The sequence below is a fragment of the Microbacterium sp. M1A1_1b genome (genome assembly GCF_053345565.1).
Genome location: NZ_JBKFAJ010000001.1, coordinates 184,833 through 200,701, shown reverse-complemented (window position 1 = coordinate 200,701; position 15,869 = coordinate 184,833). Strand labels below are relative to the sequence as shown.

10 protein-coding genes are annotated in these 15,869 nt (G+C 69.8%); 1 reads left to right on the top strand and 9 read right to left on the bottom strand.

The genetic code is table 11. The features are described from left to right. From uvrC to uvrB, 4 genes are read right to left on the bottom strand one after another with little or no spacing between them, the layout of a single operon-like run. Nucleotides 1-2,160 carry an excinuclease ABC subunit UvrC gene (uvrC, locus tag ACLBWP_RS00890; protein ID WP_447653673.1) on the bottom strand — a complete coding sequence of 720 codons (2,160 nt, stop codon included), beginning with the start codon at nucleotides 2,158-2,160 and terminating at the stop codon, nucleotides 1-3. After that, nucleotides 2,161-5,265 carry an excinuclease ABC subunit UvrA gene (gene uvrA / locus ACLBWP_RS00885; RefSeq protein ID WP_243562077.1) on the bottom strand — a complete coding sequence of 1,035 codons (3,105 nt, stop codon included), beginning with the start codon at nucleotides 5,263-5,265 and terminating at the stop codon, nucleotides 2,161-2,163. It lies immediately after the preceding gene. A gap of 48 nt (nucleotides 5,266-5,313) precedes the next feature. After that, nucleotides 5,314-6,249 (bottom strand): SDR family NAD(P)-dependent oxidoreductase, encoded by a 936-nt coding sequence (locus tag ACLBWP_RS00880; RefSeq protein WP_447653672.1) that lies wholly within the window; start codon nucleotides 6,247-6,249, stop codon nucleotides 5,314-5,316. Further along, nucleotides 6,239-8,317, bottom strand: a complete 2,079-nt coding sequence (gene uvrB / locus ACLBWP_RS00875; RefSeq protein WP_243562134.1) for an excinuclease ABC subunit UvrB — start codon at nucleotides 8,315-8,317, stop codon at nucleotides 6,239-6,241. Before uvrB ends, ACLBWP_RS00880 begins: the two co-directional genes overlap by 11 nt. Before the next feature lie 196 nt (nucleotides 8,318-8,513). Between uvrB and ACLBWP_RS00870 the strand changes: the two genes are divergently transcribed. Then, nucleotides 8,514-9,839, top strand: a complete 1,326-nt coding sequence (locus ACLBWP_RS00870; RefSeq protein ID WP_447653671.1) for an MFS transporter — start codon at nucleotides 8,514-8,516, stop codon at nucleotides 9,837-9,839. Nucleotides 9,840-9,913: 74 nt separating this feature from the next. Here ACLBWP_RS00870 and ACLBWP_RS00865 read toward each other — a convergent pair whose 3' ends face one another. The 5 genes from ACLBWP_RS00865 to rpsA all read right to left on the bottom strand — a co-directional run bounded on the left by ACLBWP_RS00865 (nucleotide 9,914) and on the right by rpsA (nucleotide 15,855). Then, on the bottom strand, nucleotides 9,914-11,113 hold the full coding sequence (locus ACLBWP_RS00865) for an acyltransferase (protein WP_447653670.1): 1,200 nt from the start codon (nucleotides 11,111-11,113) through the stop codon (nucleotides 9,914-9,916). Continuing rightward, complete coding sequence (locus ACLBWP_RS00860) at nucleotides 11,110-12,618, bottom strand: class I adenylate-forming enzyme family protein (protein ID WP_243562073.1); 1,509 nt, start codon at nucleotides 12,616-12,618, stop codon at nucleotides 11,110-11,112. The genes ACLBWP_RS00865 and ACLBWP_RS00860 overlap by 4 nt, the downstream gene beginning before the upstream one ends. 22 nt (nucleotides 12,619-12,640) lie before the next feature. Next, nucleotides 12,641-13,705 carry a BPSS1187 family protein gene (locus tag ACLBWP_RS00855; protein ID WP_447653669.1) on the bottom strand — a complete coding sequence of 355 codons (1,065 nt, stop codon included), beginning with the start codon at nucleotides 13,703-13,705 and terminating at the stop codon, nucleotides 12,641-12,643. Beyond that, nucleotides 13,702-14,304, bottom strand: a complete 603-nt coding sequence (coaE, locus tag ACLBWP_RS00850) for a dephospho-CoA kinase (RefSeq protein WP_447653668.1) — start codon at nucleotides 14,302-14,304, stop codon at nucleotides 13,702-13,704. The genes ACLBWP_RS00855 and coaE overlap by 4 nt, the downstream gene beginning before the upstream one ends. Before the next feature lie 90 nt (nucleotides 14,305-14,394). Continuing rightward, on the bottom strand, nucleotides 14,395-15,855 hold the full coding sequence (gene rpsA, locus ACLBWP_RS00845; RefSeq protein ID WP_243562070.1) for a 30S ribosomal protein S1: 1,461 nt from the start codon (nucleotides 15,853-15,855) through the stop codon (nucleotides 14,395-14,397). Between the last annotated feature and the right edge of the window lie 14 nt (nucleotides 15,856-15,869).

Here is a 15,869-nt window from a genome sequence, read left to right as displayed (position 1 = left end):
TCACGACGGCAGCTGCGGACCGTCGGGGGTCACCTCGGGAACCCGCACGGGACCTGCTGTCCGTTCTGCGACCGTCGACGGGTCCGCCGCCGCGTCACCGGACAGCGCCACGTCACCGGACTGCGACCCACCGGACGGCGCGCTGGCGGGCGACTCCCCCGTCGGCGTGCTCGTCGGGACCGTCTGCAGCTTGCGCACCACGGCGGCGGCCGTGGCCGGCCCGACCCCCTGGACCTCGGCGATCTCGTCCGCAGTGGCGGACCGCAGCCGCGCGACCGAGCCGAAGTGCTTCAGCAGGGCGCTCACGCGGCTCGGTCCGAGCCCCGGGATCTCGGACAGCTGCGTCCGGACGTCGCGTTTGCGGCGCCCACGCTGGTGCGTGATGGCGAAGCGGTGTGCCTCGTCGCGGATGCGCTGGATCAGGAACAGCGCCTCGGAGTTGCGCGGCAGGATCACCGGGAAGTCGTCGTCGGGCAGCCAGAGCTCTTCGAGCCGCTTCGCGATGCCGACCAGGGCGATGTCCGCGACCCCGGCTTCGTCCATCGCACGCTTGGCGGCGGCGACCTGCGGCTGCCCGCCGTCGACGATGAGCAGCTGCGGGCGGTAGGCGAACCGCTTGGTCGGCTTCTCGACCGCGACGACGCCGTCCGCGTTCTGGTCCGGCTGGTCGGGCAGTTCGGCGTCCTCGTCCAGACGCGCCAACCGACGGGTGAGCACCTGGTGCATGCTGTCGGTGTCGTCGCGGGTCTCGGCGATGGAGTACCGCCGGTACTGGTCCTTGCGCGGCAGGCCGTCCTCGAAGACGACCATCGACGCCACGACGTTCGTGCCCTGCAGGTGCGAGATGTCGTAGCACTCCATGCGGAGCGGGGCCTCGGACATGCCGAGCGCCTGTTGGATGTCGGCCAGTGCGGCAGCACGCGTGGTGTAGTCGGCCGAGCGTTTGGTCTTGTAGAGCATCAGCGCCTGTTGCGCGTTCTGCGACGCCGTGCGGGCCAGGCCGGCGCGGTCACCACGTTGGGCCGTGCTGAGCTTCGTGCCACGCCCGCCGCGGCGGTCGCTGAGCCACTGCTGCAGGGCGTCGGCGTCCTCGGGGAGCTCGGGGACGACGACCTCGCGCGGGGGCTCCTCGGTGGTCGGACTGAGCATCGCGGAGTTGTCCCGGCCCGGCCGCGCGCCATCGGCCCGCGGCGCCGGCTCGCCATCGGCCCGCGGCGTCAGCTCGCCATCGGCATAGACCCCCTGGACGATCTGCTCGACCAGGTCACCGGTGCTGATGTCGAGTTCCTTGTCGACGACCCAGCCGCGCACACCGCGGATGCGTCCGCCGCGCACCGAGAACAGCTGGACCGCGGCGGCGAGTTCGTCCTCGGCGATCCCGAACAGGTCGAGGTCGACCGAGTCCTTGAGCACCACCGCGGACTTCTCGAGCACGGCTTCGAGCGCCTCGACCTGGTCGCGGTACCTCGCCGCCTGCTCGTACTGCATCGCGTCGGCCGAGGCGCCCATGCGCTGCCGGAGCTCGGTGATGACGCGGCGGTCGTAGCTGTTCATGAACCGGATGAACTCCTCGACCAGCGCACGGTGCTCGGCGATCGTGACGCGCTGCGAACAGGGTCCGCCGCACTTGCCGATCTGCCCCGGGAAGCACGGCTTCCCCGTCTGCATCGCACGCTTGTAGGACGAGTCCGAGCAGGTGCGGATCGGGAACACCTTGATCATCAGGTCGATCGTGTCGTGCACCGCCCAGATCTTGGGGTACGGGCCGAAGTACTTGGCGCCCTTGATCTTGCGGTTGCGCGTGACCATCACCCGCGGCGCTTCGTCGCCCAGGGTGATCGCCATGTAGGGGTACGACTTGTCGTCACGGAACTTGACGTTGAACGGCGGGTCGAACTCCTTGATCCACGTGTACTCGAGCTGGAGTGCCTCGATCTCGGAGCCGACCGTGGTCCACTCGACGCTCTTCGCCGTCAGGACCATCCGCCGGGTGCGCTCGTGCAGCGTCGGCAGCGGCGCGAAGTAGTTGCTCAGCCGTGCGCGGAGGTTCTTCGCCTTGCCGACGTACAGCACCCGGCCGTTGCCGTCGCGCCAGCGGTAGACGCCCGGGTCGGTCGGGATCTCACCGGCCTTCGGGCGCCACGGGACGGTGTCTGCCACCTACCGCGCACCCGCCTGCTGCTTGGCGGAGTTCGCGCCGGACTTCGTGCCGGACTTCTTCGCGAACTCCTGCGGGGCGACCGTGCGGGCGCCGACCGAGCGCTGCTTGCCGACGCGGGCGTCCTGGGCGTCGAGGATCTCGCGCAGGAAGACACCGGTGTGGCTCTCCGGCACGTCGGCCACGTGCTCGGGTGTGCCGGTCGCCAGGACCGTACCACCGCCGGACCCGCCCTCGGGGCCCATGTCGATGACCCAGTCAGCCGACTTGATGACGTCGAGGTTGTGCTCGATCGTGATGACGGTGTTGCCCTTGTCGACCAGTCCCTGCAACACCATCAGCAGCTTGCGGACGTCCTCGAAGTGCAGGCCCGTCGTGGGCTCGTCGAGCACGTACACGGTGCGGCCGTTCGAGCGACGCTGCAGCTCGGTCGCGAGCTTCACGCGCTGCGCTTCGCCACCGGACAGGGTCGTCGCGCTCTGCCCGAGCCGCACGTACCCCAGACCCACGTCGACCAGGGTCGCCATGTACCGGTGGATCGCGGAGATCGGCTCGAAGAACTCGGCCGCCTCGCTGATCGGCATGTCGAGGACCTCGGAGATGTCCTTGCCCTTGTAGTGCACCTGCAGCGTCTCGCGGTTGTAGCGCGCACCACCGCAGACCTCGCACGCGACGTAGACGTCGGGCAGGAAGTTCATCTCGATCTTGATCGTGCCGTCACCGGAGCAGTTCTCGCAGCGGCCGCCCTTGACGTTGAAGCTGAACCGGCCGGGCAGGTACCCGCGGATCTTCGCTTCGGGGGTCTCGGCGAACAGCTGGCGGATGCGGTCGAACACGCCCGTGTAGGTCGCCGGGTTCGACCGCGGTGTGCGGCCGATCGGCGCTTGGTCGACGTGGACGACCTTGTCGAGCTGGTCGAGCCCCTTGACGCGCGTGTGCTTGCCGGCGATGTGCCGCGCACCGTTGAGCTGGTTGGCGAGCACCTTGTACAGGATGTCGTTGACCAGCGTCGACTTGCCGGACCCGCTGACACCCGTGACCGCGGTGAACACGCCCAGGGGGAAGTCGACGTCGACTTCCCGCAGGTTGTTCGCGCGGGCGCCCTGCACGCTGATGACGCGCTTCTTGTTGATCGCGCGGCGCTCGGACGGCATGTCGATCGCGCGACGACCGGCCAGGTAGTCGCCCGTGATCGACTCGCGGTTCTCGATCATGTCGGCGTAGGAACCCGAGTGCACGACGTTGCCGCCGTTGACCCCCGCGCCCGGACCGATGTCGACGACCCAGTCCGCCGTGCGGATGGTGTCCTCGTCGTGCTCGACCACGATGAGCGTGTTGCCCAGGTTCTTCAGCTTGACCAGCGTGTCGATGAGCCGGCGGTTGTCGCGCTGGTGCAGGCCGATGCTCGGCTCGTCGAGCACGTAGAGCACACCGGTCAGGCCGGACCCGATCTGTGTGGCCAGGCGGATGCGCTGGGCTTCGCCGCCCGACAGCGAGCCGGCGCCGCGGGACAGCGTCAGGTAGTTCAGCCCGACCTCGAGCAGGAACTCGAGACGCGCCCGGATCTCGCGCAGGACCGCGGCGGCGATGTGGGCCTCGCGCTCGGTCAGCGTCAGGGTGTCCATGAACGCGTAGGCGTCGTCGAGGCTGAGCTGGGTGACGTCGGCGATGCTGTGGTCGGCCACGGTGACCGCCAGGACCTCCGGCTTCAGGCGGGTGCCGTCGCACACGGGGCACGGGACTTCGCGCAGGTACCCCTGGAAGCGCTGGCGCTGCGAGTCCGACTCGGCCTCGGCGAACTTGCGCTCGATGTACGGCATGACGCCTTCGAACCCGCTGGTGTAGCGCATCTCGCGGCCGAAGCGGTTGCGCCAGGACACCGAGACCTCGAAGTCCTTGCCGGTCAGGATCGCTGCCTGCACCGACGGGTCGAGCTGGCTCCACGGGGTGTCGAGCCGGAAGCCGAGTTCCTTGCCCAGGCCGGCCAGCAGCTTCTCGAAGTAGGCGTAGAGCCCGCTGGTTCCCGTCCAGGGCAGCAGGACACCGTCGGCGAGCGAGGCGTCGGGGTCGCCGAGCACCAGATCGGGGTCGACGGACATGCGGGTGCCGAGGCCGGAGCACTCGGGGCAGGCGCCGAACGGCGCGTTGAACGAGAACGTGCGCGGCTCGATCTCGGTGAGTGCGAGCGGGTGGTTATTCGGGCACGACAGGTTCTCGGAGTAGGTCCGGACGGCGCCGGGCCCCTCGTGGTCGACGAGGTCGATCGCGACCGTGCCGTCGGTCAGGCGCAGGGCCGTCTCGAGCGAGTCGGTCAGTCGACCGAGGATGTCGTCGCTGGCCACGAGTCGGTCGACGATGACCGAGATGTCGTGCTTGACCTGCTTCTTGAGCGTGGGCGGGCTGCTGAGCTGGACCCGCTCGCCGTCGACGATCGCGCGCGAGTACCCCGACGCCGCGAGTTCCTGGAACAGGTCGACGAACTCGCCCTTCTTCTTCGACACGATCGGCGCGAGCACCTGGAAGCGTGTGCCGGATTCCTGCGTCATCAGCTGGTCGGCGATCTGCTGCACGCTCTGCTTGCTGACGACTTCGCCGCAGATCGGGCAGTGCGGGGTGCCGATGCGCGCCCAGAGCAGACGCATGTAGTCGTAGACCTCGGTGATGGTGCCGACGGTCGAGCGCGGGTTGCGGTTGGTCGACTTCTGGTCGATCGACACGGCGGGCGACAGCCCCTCGATGAAGTCGACGTCGGGCCGGTCGACCTGGCCGAGGAACTGCCGGGCGTACGCCGACAGCGACTCGACGTACCGGCGCTGTCCCTCGGCGAAGATCGTGTCGAACGCCAGCGAGGACTTGCCCGAGCCGGACAGCCCCGTGAACACCACGAGCGAGTCGCGCGGGATCTCGAGGTCGACGTCGCGCAGGTTGTGCACCCGCGCGCCACGAACGCTGAGCGTCGTCGTGTTGTGCGGTGCCGTGCCGCCGGGCAGGTGCAGGTCTGCGGGCTCGAGGTCGGAGCGGTCGTCGTCCGCTCGATCCGAGTCGGCAGCGCCGCCGAAGGCGTTGCGTCCGGGCGTGACAGGGCCGCGATCAGAGGTGATGGTCATCACCGACGAGTCTACGAACCGACGCCGACATTCGGTTCCGGTCCGGGCTCAGGCGAATGCGTCGAGAGCGAACGCCACGCCCGAGGCCTGCTCACTGGCGAGCCAGAGACGCGCCGCCACCGTGCGGTCGTGCGCCCGGGGCTCGGCGCGGACGATCGCCGCCGACCCGCGGAGCTGCAGCGGCCCGCCGGGCCCCCAGTACTCCCCCGATCGCACGTCGGCACCGACCGCGGCGTGGACGAGCGGCAGTGCGCCGGCGTCCTTGCCCTGCGCGACGGCCCGTTCGCCCGGGCGCATCCACGCCGGTTCGTCCCGGGCCGGGGTGACGAGCGGCCGTTGCGCACCGAGGGCGTCGAGCGCCAGGCCCGGGTGTGCGACGACGCTCGACACCGCGGAGCCCGCGTCGGCCAGCCGCTCGGCGAGCTCGAACCCGAACAGCATCACCGCGAGCTTGCTGCGGCCGTACTGCCGGTACCCCGAGTAGTGCCCGACGCGCAACGGGTCGCGGCGGTCGAGTGATGCCCAGCGGTGCGCGATCGACCCGAGGTGCACGACACGACCACCGGAGCGTTCGAGCATCGGCAGCAGCAACCCCGTGAAGGCGAAGTGCCCGACGTGGTTCGTGCCGACCTGCAGCTCGACGCCCTGCGCAGTGAAGCGCTCGGTGCGTGACCCGACGACCCCGGCGTTGTTGAGCAGGACGTCGACCGGGCCACGGTCCTGCAGGTCGGCCGCGGCGGCGCGGACGCTGTCGAGGTCGGCGAGGTCGACGTGCAGGTGTTCGAGCGTGGCGTCCGGCACGTGCTGCCGGATGCTGCGCTCGGCGGCGTCGGCCCGCTCGGGGTTGCGGGTCGCGAGGACCACCCGGTGCCCGGCGTCCGCGAGCTGCTCGGCCGCGTGGTACCCGAGACCGGCACTGGCACCCGTGACGACGACGGTCTGCGCCCGTGCACCCCCGGCGGCGGCGGTGGTGTCAGTCGACATGGCCCGCGGACTCCATCTGGCGCAGCGCCTTCTTGAGGTCCTGCACCTCGTCGCGCAGGCGTGCCGCCAACTCGAACTTCAGCTCGGTCGCGGCCTGCAGCATCTGGTCGTTGAGATCGGCGATCGTCGACTCGAGCTGGGTGGCGCCCTCGCCCGCGATGCCCGTGCGCTTGAGCGACGGCGTCGGTGCGCGACCACGGTCCTTCGCGCTGCTGCCACGGCGTTCGAGCAGCGCCTTGGTGTCGTCGTTCTCGCGGTTCAGCTGCTCGGTGATGTCGCCGATCTTCTTGCGGAGCGGCTGCGGGTCGATGCCGTGTTCCAGGTTGTACGCCACCTGCTTCTCACGGCGACGGTCGGTCTCCTCGATGGCCTGCTTCATGGAGTCGGTCATCTTGTCGGCGTACATGAGCACCTGCCCGGAGACGTTGCGGGCTGCACGACCGATCGTCTGGATGAGCGAGGTCGACGACCGCAGGAAGCCTTCCTTGTCGGCGTCGAGGATCGCAACGAGCGACACCTCGGGCAGGTCGAGGCCTTCACGCAGCAGGTTGATGCCGACGAGCACGTCGTAGACGCCCTGGCGCAGCTCGGTCAGCAGCTCGACGCGCTTGAGCGTGTCGACGTCCGAGTGCAGGTAGCGCACGCGCACCCCGGCGTTGCCGAGGAAGTCGGTGAGCTCTTCGGCCATGCGCTTGGTCAGGGTGGTGACGAGCACGCGCTCGTCCTTCTCGACGCGCTGCTGGATCTCCTCGAGCAGGTCGTCGATCTGACCGTCCGAGGGCTTGACGACGATCTCGGGGTCGATCAGGCCGGTCGGACGGATGATCTGCTCGACGACGCTGTCGGTGATGCCGAGCTCGTACTTGCCGGGGGTCGCCGACAGGAAGACCTTCTGCCCGGCACGCTCGAGGAACTCCTCCCACTTGAGCGGGCGGTTGTCCATCGCACTGGGCAGGCGGAAGCCGTGCTCGACCAGGGTGCGCTTGCGCGAGGCGTCGCCTTCGTACATCGCACCGATCTGCGGGACGGTGACGTGGGACTCGTCGATGACGATCAGGAAGTCGTCGGCGAAGTAGTCGAGCAGGCAGTGCGGGGCTTCGCCGGGCATGCGCCCGTCGACGTGCCGCGAGTAGTTCTCGATGCCCGAGCAGAACCCGATCTGCTCCATCATCTCGATGTCGAACGTGGTCCGCATCCGCAGGCGCTGGGCCTCGAGCAGCTTGCCCTGGCCCTCGAGCTCGGCGAGACGCTCGGCGAGTTCTTCCTTGATGGTGCCGATGGCCCGGTGCATGACGTCGGTGTCGGCGACGTAGTGCGAGGCCGGGAAGATCGAGACCGCGGGCAGGTCGTCGATGACGTTGCCCGTGAGCGGGTGCAGGGAACTCAGCGCTTCGATCTCGTCGCCGAACATCTCGATGCGGATCGCGTGCTCTTCGTACATCGGGATGATCTCGATGGTGTCCCCGCGCACCCGGAAGGTGCCGCGGGCGAAGTCGACGTCGTTGCGCTGGTACTGCATGGCGACGAACCGGCGGACCAGCTGGTCGCGCGAGATCTCCTGACCGACGGACAGCGCCACCGAGGCGTTCATGTACTGCTCCGGGGTACCGAGGCCGTAGATGCAGGACACGGTCGACACGACGACGACGTCGCGGCGGCTGAGCAGCGAGTTGGTGGTGGAGTGGCGGAGCCGTTCGACCTCGGCGTTGACGGAGGAGTCCTTCTCGATGAAGGTGTCGGTCTGCGGGACGTACGCCTCGGGCTGGTAGTAGTCGTAGTACGAGACGAAGTACTCGATGGCGTTGTTCGGCAGCAGACTGCGGAACTCGGTCGCCAGCTGCGCGGCCAGCGTCTTGTTGTGCGCGAGTACGAGCGTGGGGCGCTGGACCTGTTCGATCAGCCAGGCCGTGGTGGCCGACTTGCCCGTACCGGTGGCACCGAGCAGCACGACGTCGGTCTCACCGGCGTTGATGCGCCCGGCGAGTTCGGCGATCGCCGCAGGCTGGTCACCGCTCGGCGTGTACTCGCTGATCACCTCGAACGGGCGGACCGAGCGCGCGGGTTCCATCGTCACTGCCATGCCGCCAATGCTAGGCGCGCCCACCGACACCTCGGCCGTCTGCTCGCCGACGGCGTACCCCTCGCGCGGCAGCGGGCGTATCGTCCGCGGGAGAGCAGGCTCCAAGGACGCTGATAAGAACGGTCCCTAACGTCTCGTTCGTTCAGCAGCACCCGATCGACCCTCACTCCCCCGAAGAGGCCCCATGACGACCGCGACCCCGGCGGCACCGACGAAGGGCACCCCGTTCCGCGGACGTATCCGCGGGCGCGTGCTCATCCTGCTCTGCTTCATGTACGCGATCTCGTACATCGACCGCACCAACATCTCCACCGCGCTCCCCCACATCACCGAGGAGTTCGGCTTCAACGAGGCCACCGCGGGCGTCATCGTCGCGGCGTTCTCGTTGCCGTACGCACTGCTGCAGGTCTTCGGCGGCACGATCAGCGAGAAGTTCGGCCCGCGCAAGGCGCTCTTCGTCATCACGGTGATCTGGGGCGTCGCGACGCTCTGGACCGGCTTCGCGGTGGGCTTCTGGACGCTGTTCGCCGCACGGGCGCTGCTCGGACTGAGCGAGGCGGCGGCCTTCCCGACCGCCACCCAGGCGATGAGCCGGTGGATCCCCCGTGACCGCAACGGCTTCGCGCAGGGTGTCGTGCACTCGGCTGCCCGTCTGGGGAACGCCCTGGCGCCGCTGGTGGTGGCGTACTTCATCGCGGTGAGCGGCTGGCGGCTGGCGTTCTTCGCGACCGCGGTGCTGTCGTTCGCGTGGGCCGTCGTCTGGTTCGTCTGGTTCCGCGACAAGCCCGAGTCGGCGAAGGGCATCACGCAGGTCGAACTGTCCGAGCTGCCGCCCGTCGAGACCCGTGCGACGCGGCCGCCCGTGCCGTGGCGCCAGATGGCGAAACAGATCCTGCCGGTCACCTTCGTGGACTTCGGCTACGGCTGGACGCTCTGGGTGTTCCTGACCTGGCTGCCGACGTTCCTCAGCTCGACCTACGGCCTGGAGATCGGCGACTTCGCCCTGTTCACGACGCTCATCCTGCTGGCTGGCGTCGTCGGCGACACCGTCGGCGGCATGCTGAGCGACCGGATCATCCACCGCGGCGGGAACACCCGGAACGCGCGCCGGACGATCCTGGTGATCGGGCTGGGCGGCTCGCTGCTCTGCCTCATCCCGCTCGTCATCGGGCAGGGCCTGCTCGTCGCGACCATCTCGCTGGCGCTGTCGTTCTTCTTCCTCGAGCTCTGCAACGCGAACCTCTGGGCGATCCCGATGGACGTGGCCCCGCAGTGGTCGGGGACGGCCTCGGGGTTCATGAACACCGGCTTCGGCATCGCCGGCGTCCTGTCGCCGATCGTCTTCGGCTTCCTGATCGACGCCAGCGGGTGGCAGCTCCCCTTCGCCCTGTCCTGCGCACTGCTGTTCGCCGCGGCGGTCGTCGCCTGGTTCATGAAGCCGCAGCGGCTCACCTCGACGAACGGGGTGCTGGAGATCGGGACGCCGAAGGCGGAGCGGACCCGGATCTGATCCGGACCAGGGGACGGACGGGAGGCCCGTGGCGGTGTCGCCACGGGCCTCCCGTCCGTCCCAGGGTCAGGGACTCAGGCGCGCGCCGCGCGTGCCCGACGGGAGGCCAACGACGGGCGACCGGTCAGCGGCACGCTGAGCGGCGTCCAGCGGAACACCTCGGTCAGCGCCACCGACAGCACCACCACGAGCAGGTACGTCACGAGGGTGAGCCAGGGCTTCGGCACGAGCGCCTCGAGCGGGCTGGAGCCGTAGAGCAGCAGCCAGATCACGAGCGGGTGGCTGAGGAAGATGCCGAACGACCGGTCGGACGCGTAGTCGACCACCTTGGCGAGCCGACTGCCGGCGACGCGGCGGTCCGCCCAGGCCGCACCGATGGCCAGGAACGCGACGAAGACGATGGTGCTCCACACGGCCTCGACCGGCTGCAGCGGCGTGCCGGCGGCGTACGGCGAGTCGCCGGTCGCCATCTGCAGGACGAACACACCGATCGTCAGGACCGCGCCGCCCAGGAACGCCCACATGATGCCGCGCCGGTGGGTCCGGACGAAGCCGAGGAACCGGTCGGCGTGGTCGGCGGCGATCGCACCGGACACGATGAAGAACACGTACGAGAAGAAGAACTGCTTCTGGTACCCGTTCAGCCACGCGTCGCTCGCCGGGAAGTACTTGTACCCGGCGAAGACCACGAGCTGGACCACGAGCGCGACCACGAGCACCGTGACGTGGTGCCCGCGCGACTTCCGGACGAGCCACATGATCGCGGGCAGCAGCAGGTAGACCTGCATCGTCACGAGCAGGAAGTACAGGTGGTACTTCGCGGTCCCGGTGACGACCCCGGTGGCGAACGTCGTCACCAATGCGGGCACGTCACCGCGCTGCCCCGGGTCGAGCAGCCAGGCCGAGGCCACGTAGACGAACGACCAGGCCAGGTACGGCACCCCGACCAGCAGGAACCGCTTCGGCCAGAACACCGACATCGGCTTCGGCCGGATGGCGTAGCTGTAGACCAGGACGAACGCGGTCAGGGTGAAGAACACCAGCCGCGTGAAGTGCAGCAGCGCGAGCAGCCCGGCCAGCCCGACGTCGTCGGACGCCATCGTGTGGCTGGTGGTGTGCACGCCGAGCACGCACGCGAAGGTCAGGATCCGCAGGACGTCGACCTCGTACAGGTGTCGAGGTCGGCCGGCGGCGGTGCGGGTCGGGGTCTGCACGCCCGTGGGGGCGGGCTGGTCCCCGGCGGCAGCACGCGCCTGGGTCTCGGCCTGGGTCACGACGTCGCCGCCATCCCCCGCACGCGGGCACGCTGGATCTTGCCGGTGGGGGCGCGCGGCAGGTCCGGCACGACGACGATCTCGACCGGCCGGCGGAACCGCGTGAGGGACCGCTCGGCGCGCGCGGTCAGGTCGGCGACCAGCCCGTCGTGGTCGAGCGGCTCGTCCGGGTCCGGGTGCGGGATGACGTACGCGATCGGCACGCTGCCCAGCACGTCGTCCGGGCGTCCGACCACGACGGCCTCGAGCACCCGGGGGTCACCGAGCAGCACGTCCTCGACCTCGGACGGGTACACCTTCTCGCCGCCGCGGTTGATGACGTCGTCGGACCGTCCGGCCAGGGACACCCAGCCGTCCGCAGAGACGGAGCCCACGTCGCCCGTGGACAGCCAGCCGTCGGCGTCGAAGCGCTCGGCTGCTCGGCCGAACAGGTAGCCGTGCACGATCCCGGGGCCGCGGATCCAGAGCGCCCCGACCTGGCCTGCGGGCAGCACGGCACCGTCCTCGTCGCGGACCTGCACCTGGCTGCCGACCGGCACACCGACCGTGCCGGGTCGGGCGGGCGCGTCGAGCGGGGTCGCGGTGATCTGGCTCGCGCCCTCGGTCATGCCCCAACTGACCACGAGCGGGACGTCACCGAGTGCGGCGCGGACGGGGTCCGGCAGGGGCGCCGAGGCACTGCGTACGAAGCGCAGGCCATCGGGGAAGTCGAGGGGGCCGGTCTTCGCGAGCACGGCGAGGATCGCGGGCACCGCGTTCAGCCACGTGACGCGCCGTTCGGCCAGGAGCTCCCAGAACCCGGTCCGCCGGAACCGGCGGTCGAGCACCAGGGTCGCGCCGGCCACCAGCGTCGCCAGCAGTCCGACCACTTCGGCGTTCACGTGGAAGAGCGGCAACGAGTTGAAGCCGCGGTCCTCGCCGGTCAGGCGGTTGTGGTCCACCACGGCCCTGGCCACGAAGAGCAGCTGGCTCTCCGGCAGCTCGACGCCCTTCGGCGTGCCCGTCGATCCGGACGTGAACAGCACCACCGATCCCTCGCCGGGTGCGTCCGGAGCATCGGCGGGCAGGTCGCCGTCGCGGACGTCGGACGGAAGGCCCGTGGCCGGGTCGACGCGCGCCGCCGGCGCCCCGGGGACGGTCGCGTCCTGGTCACGGTCCGACACCACGATCGACGCCCCGCCGAGCAGGTCGGCGAGCCGCGCCGGCTCGGTGGTCGGCTGCCCGGTGTCCACCGGGACCGCCCGGCGGCCCGAGGCGAGCGCAGCGAGGTGGACCACGGCGAAGGCCAGCGGGTCCCCGACGTCGACCAGCACGGCACCGGAGTCGGCGATGCCGATCACGTCGAACGTGGACGACCAGGCGTCCACCGCGGCACCGAGCGCACCGTAGGTCAGGACCCGGTCGGAGCGGGCGTCTTCCAGGTACACGCGGTCGGCGTCGACCTGGGCGCGGTGCCGGATCAGCGCCCGGAGGCGCTCGGGTGGTGTTCCGCCGTCGTGCTGCATCACCTCAGACTAGGACGGCTTGCTATGACGCGCCGGAGGATGCGCGCACCGGCGCGAACCGGTGCAGCAGCCACTGCCAGAGGCCGAGCATGCGGGGCTGGCCCTCGGCGTCGAGTGGTGTCGTGTCCTTGATGGTGCGCGAGTGCGACTGGTCCGGCGTCCCGACCTGGATGTCCGTCAGGATCGCGTGCGGGTCCCAGCCCGCCGGGGGCGCCGCCGTGTCCGTGCGCCACGGTCCGTCCGGGCCGCCGTCGGTCGCGGGACCGTCCAGGCCGAGCACTGTCCACGACCCGCGGATCCGCGGGCCGAACACGTCGCGGACGTCGTCGATCGCGTACATCCGCGACGGTGGTGTCCGCCCGGGACTGTCCATCCAGGCGGCGTGGACCGGTCCGAGGGACTCGACGGGCGACGAGAACATCAGCGCGCCACGCACCGCTCGGATGTGGGCGATGAACGCTGCCTCGCCGCCGCCCTGGGAGTGCCCGGCGACGACGACGTCCTGCCATGCGATGTCCTGGTCGCTCGTGACGAAACGGCCCCACCCGCCGTTCGGGTCGACGTCGTCCAGGTGGGTGATGGCGTCGCGGAAGCGGGAGACGATCGACCCCGCGGACGACACGTCGCTGAACTCGGACGGCCGCGTGCCGTCGAACCGGTTCCGCTGGACCTGGCCGTAGCACTGGGCGTCCGCCTCGCAGGTGCCCGACAGCGTCTTGCCGAGGTTCCAGTAGTCGAGCCCGAGCACGTGGTAGCCGTCACCGAGCGCCGTCGTCAGGAAGCGCTGGTACTGCGCGGGCTTGGCGCGCGTGGCGGGCAGGAACAGCAGCAGGGGGCCGTCGTTCGCCGTCCGCGCAGCGAAGTCGTCACGGTTCGGCTCGAGGCGTTCGCCGTCGATCGCGCCGAGCCGGAACCGGTGGAACTCGTCAGCCGGGCCGTGCTGGTCGCCGTGTGCGGGAGCAGCGGCGGGTGCGCGGCCGTGCTGCTCGACGCGTTGCTCGGCCATGACGTTGGCGGCGACGAGCGTGCCACCGCCGATGGCGACGAGCACGATCGCGGCGAGCAGGAGCAGGAAGCGGTGCTTCATCCGACCAGGCGCTGCCAGACGGTGTCGGCCGAGGCGATGGTCTGCTCGATCGTGCCGGTGGCGTCGACCACGTGGTCCGCCAGGGCGAGCCGTTCCTGGTCCGACGCCTGCGCGGCGATCCGGCGCTCGGCTTCGGCCCGGGGCATCCCGCGGTGCTCGACGAGTCGGTCGGTGCGGACCGCCGCGGGCGCGTCGACCACGACGACCGCGTCGAACCGGAGCGGCCGGGACCCGCGGGCCTCTGCCAGCAGCGGCACGTCGTAGACGACCACGGCGTCCGGATCGGCGGCCTGGGCCGCGTCGAAGGCCTGTTGCGCGAGTCGCCACACCTCGGGGTGGGTGATCCCCTCGAGGTCCTTGCGTGCTGCGGCGTCCGCGAACACCACTGCGCCGAGCGCGGGGCGGTCGAGCGAGCCGTCCGGAGCGATCACGTCCGGACCGAAGCGCTCCGCGACCTGCGCCAGCCCGGGACTGCCGGGAGCGACGGCGTCGCGTGCGAGCCGGTCGGCGTCGACGACGACCGCGCCGAGTTCCGCCCAGCGGGCGGACACGGTCGACTTGCCCGCGGCGATGCCGCCCGTGAGTCCGATGATGCGCACGACACCGAGCCTATGGGCGTTGTCTGCCGGAATGCCGGAAGCCCGGCACCCACGAAGGGGTGCCGGGCTTCCGGTTCGCGCAGGACTCGATCAGTTGGTCGAGCTGAGCTTCTCGCGGAGCGCCGCGAGCGAAGCGTCGTCGGCCAGGGTGCCCTGACCGGCCTGCTCGCTCGTGGTCGACGACGACGAAGCGGTCGCGGGGAGGTCGAACGTCCCCGATGCCTCGTCGGTGAGGGACTTGGCGACCTGGGCCTTGTGGGCCTCCCAACGAGCCTGGGCGGCCGCGTACTGGCCTTCCCATGCCTCGCGCTGGGTGTCGTAGCCCTCGAGCCACTCGTTGGTCTCCGGGTCGAAGCCGTCGGGGTACTTGTAGTCACCCTTGTCGTCGTACTCGGTCGGCATGCCGTAGAGCGCCGGGTCGAACTCGGTGCTCTCCGGGTCGACGCCCTCGTTGGCCTGCTTGAGGCTGAGCGAGATGCGGCGACGGTCGAGGTCGATGTCGATGATCTTCACGAAGACCTCGTCGCCGACGGAGACGACCTGCTCGGCGAGCTCGACGTGCTTGTTCGAGAGCTCCGAGATGTGGACCAGGCCCTCGATGCCGTCCGCGACGCGGACGAAGGCACCGAACGGCACGAGCTTCGTGACCTTGCCCGGTGCGATCTGACCGATCGCGTGGGTGCGGGCGAAGACCTGCCACGGGTCTTCCTGGGTGGCCTTGAGCGAGAGCGACACGCGCTCGCGGTCCAGGTCCACCTCGAGGATCTCGACGGTGACTTCCTGACCGACCTCGACGACCTCGCTGGCGTGCTCGATGTGCTTCCAGCTGAGCTCGGAGACGTGGACGAGACCGTCGACGCCGCCGAGGTCGACGAACGCACCGAAGTTGACGATCGACGAGACGACGCCCTTGCGGACCTGGCCCTTGTGGAGGTTGTTGAGGAACGTGGTCCGGGACTCGGACTGCGTCTGCTCGAGGAGCGCACGGCGCGACAGGACCACGTTGTTGCGGTTCTTGTCGAGCTCGAGGATCTTCGCCTCGATCTCCTGGCCGAGGTACGGCGTGAGGTCGCGGACGCGGCGCAGCTCGATGAGCGAGGCCGGGAGGAAGCCGCGGAGACCGATGTCCACGATGAGGCCGCCCTTGACGACCTCGATGACGGTGCCGGTGACGACCCCGTCGGACTCCTTGATCTTCTCGACGTCGCCCCACGCACGCTCGTACTGCGCGCGCTTCTTGGACAGGATGAGGCGGCCTTCCTTGTCCTCCTTCTGGAGGACCAGGGCCTCGACCTCGTCACCGACGTTGACGACCTCGTTGGGGTCGACGTCGTGCTTGATCGAGAGCTCGCGCGAGGGGATGACACCCTCGGTCTTGTACCCGACGTCGAGGAGGACCTCGTCGCGGTCGATCTTCACGACGGTGCCGGAGATGAGATCGCCGTCGTTGAAGAACTTCAGGGTCTTCTCGACCTCGGCCAGGAAGTCATCAGCCGAACCGATGTCGTTGATGGCGACCTGCTTAGGAGCCTTGGTCGTAGTGGTTGTCATGTAGAGATTGCTCC

Bases quoted from the DNA above. Each gene is read 5' to 3' on its own strand.
- uvrA (WP_243562077.1), bottom strand. From the start codon at position 5,265: ATGACCATCACCTCTGATCGCGGCCCTGTCACGCCCGGACGCAACGCC.
- ACLBWP_RS00880 (WP_447653672.1), bottom strand. From the start codon at position 6,249: ATGTCGACTGACACCACCGCCGCCGCCGGGGGTGCACGGGCGCAGACC.
- uvrB (WP_243562134.1), bottom strand. From the start codon at position 8,317: ATGGAACCCGCGCGCTCGGTCCGCCCGTTCGAGGTGATCAGCGAGTAC.
- ACLBWP_RS00870 (WP_447653671.1), top strand. From the start codon at position 8,514: ATGACGACCGCGACCCCGGCGGCACCGACGAAGGGCACCCCGTTCCGC.
- ACLBWP_RS00860 (WP_243562073.1), bottom strand. From the start codon at position 12,618: ATGCAGCACGACGGCGGAACACCACCCGAGCGCCTCCGGGCGCTGATC.
- ACLBWP_RS00855 (WP_447653669.1), bottom strand. From the start codon at position 13,705: ATGAAGCACCGCTTCCTGCTCCTGCTCGCCGCGATCGTGCTCGTCGCC.
- rpsA (WP_243562070.1), bottom strand. From the start codon at position 15,855: ATGACAACCACTACGACCAAGGCTCCTAAGCAGGTCGCCATCAACGAC.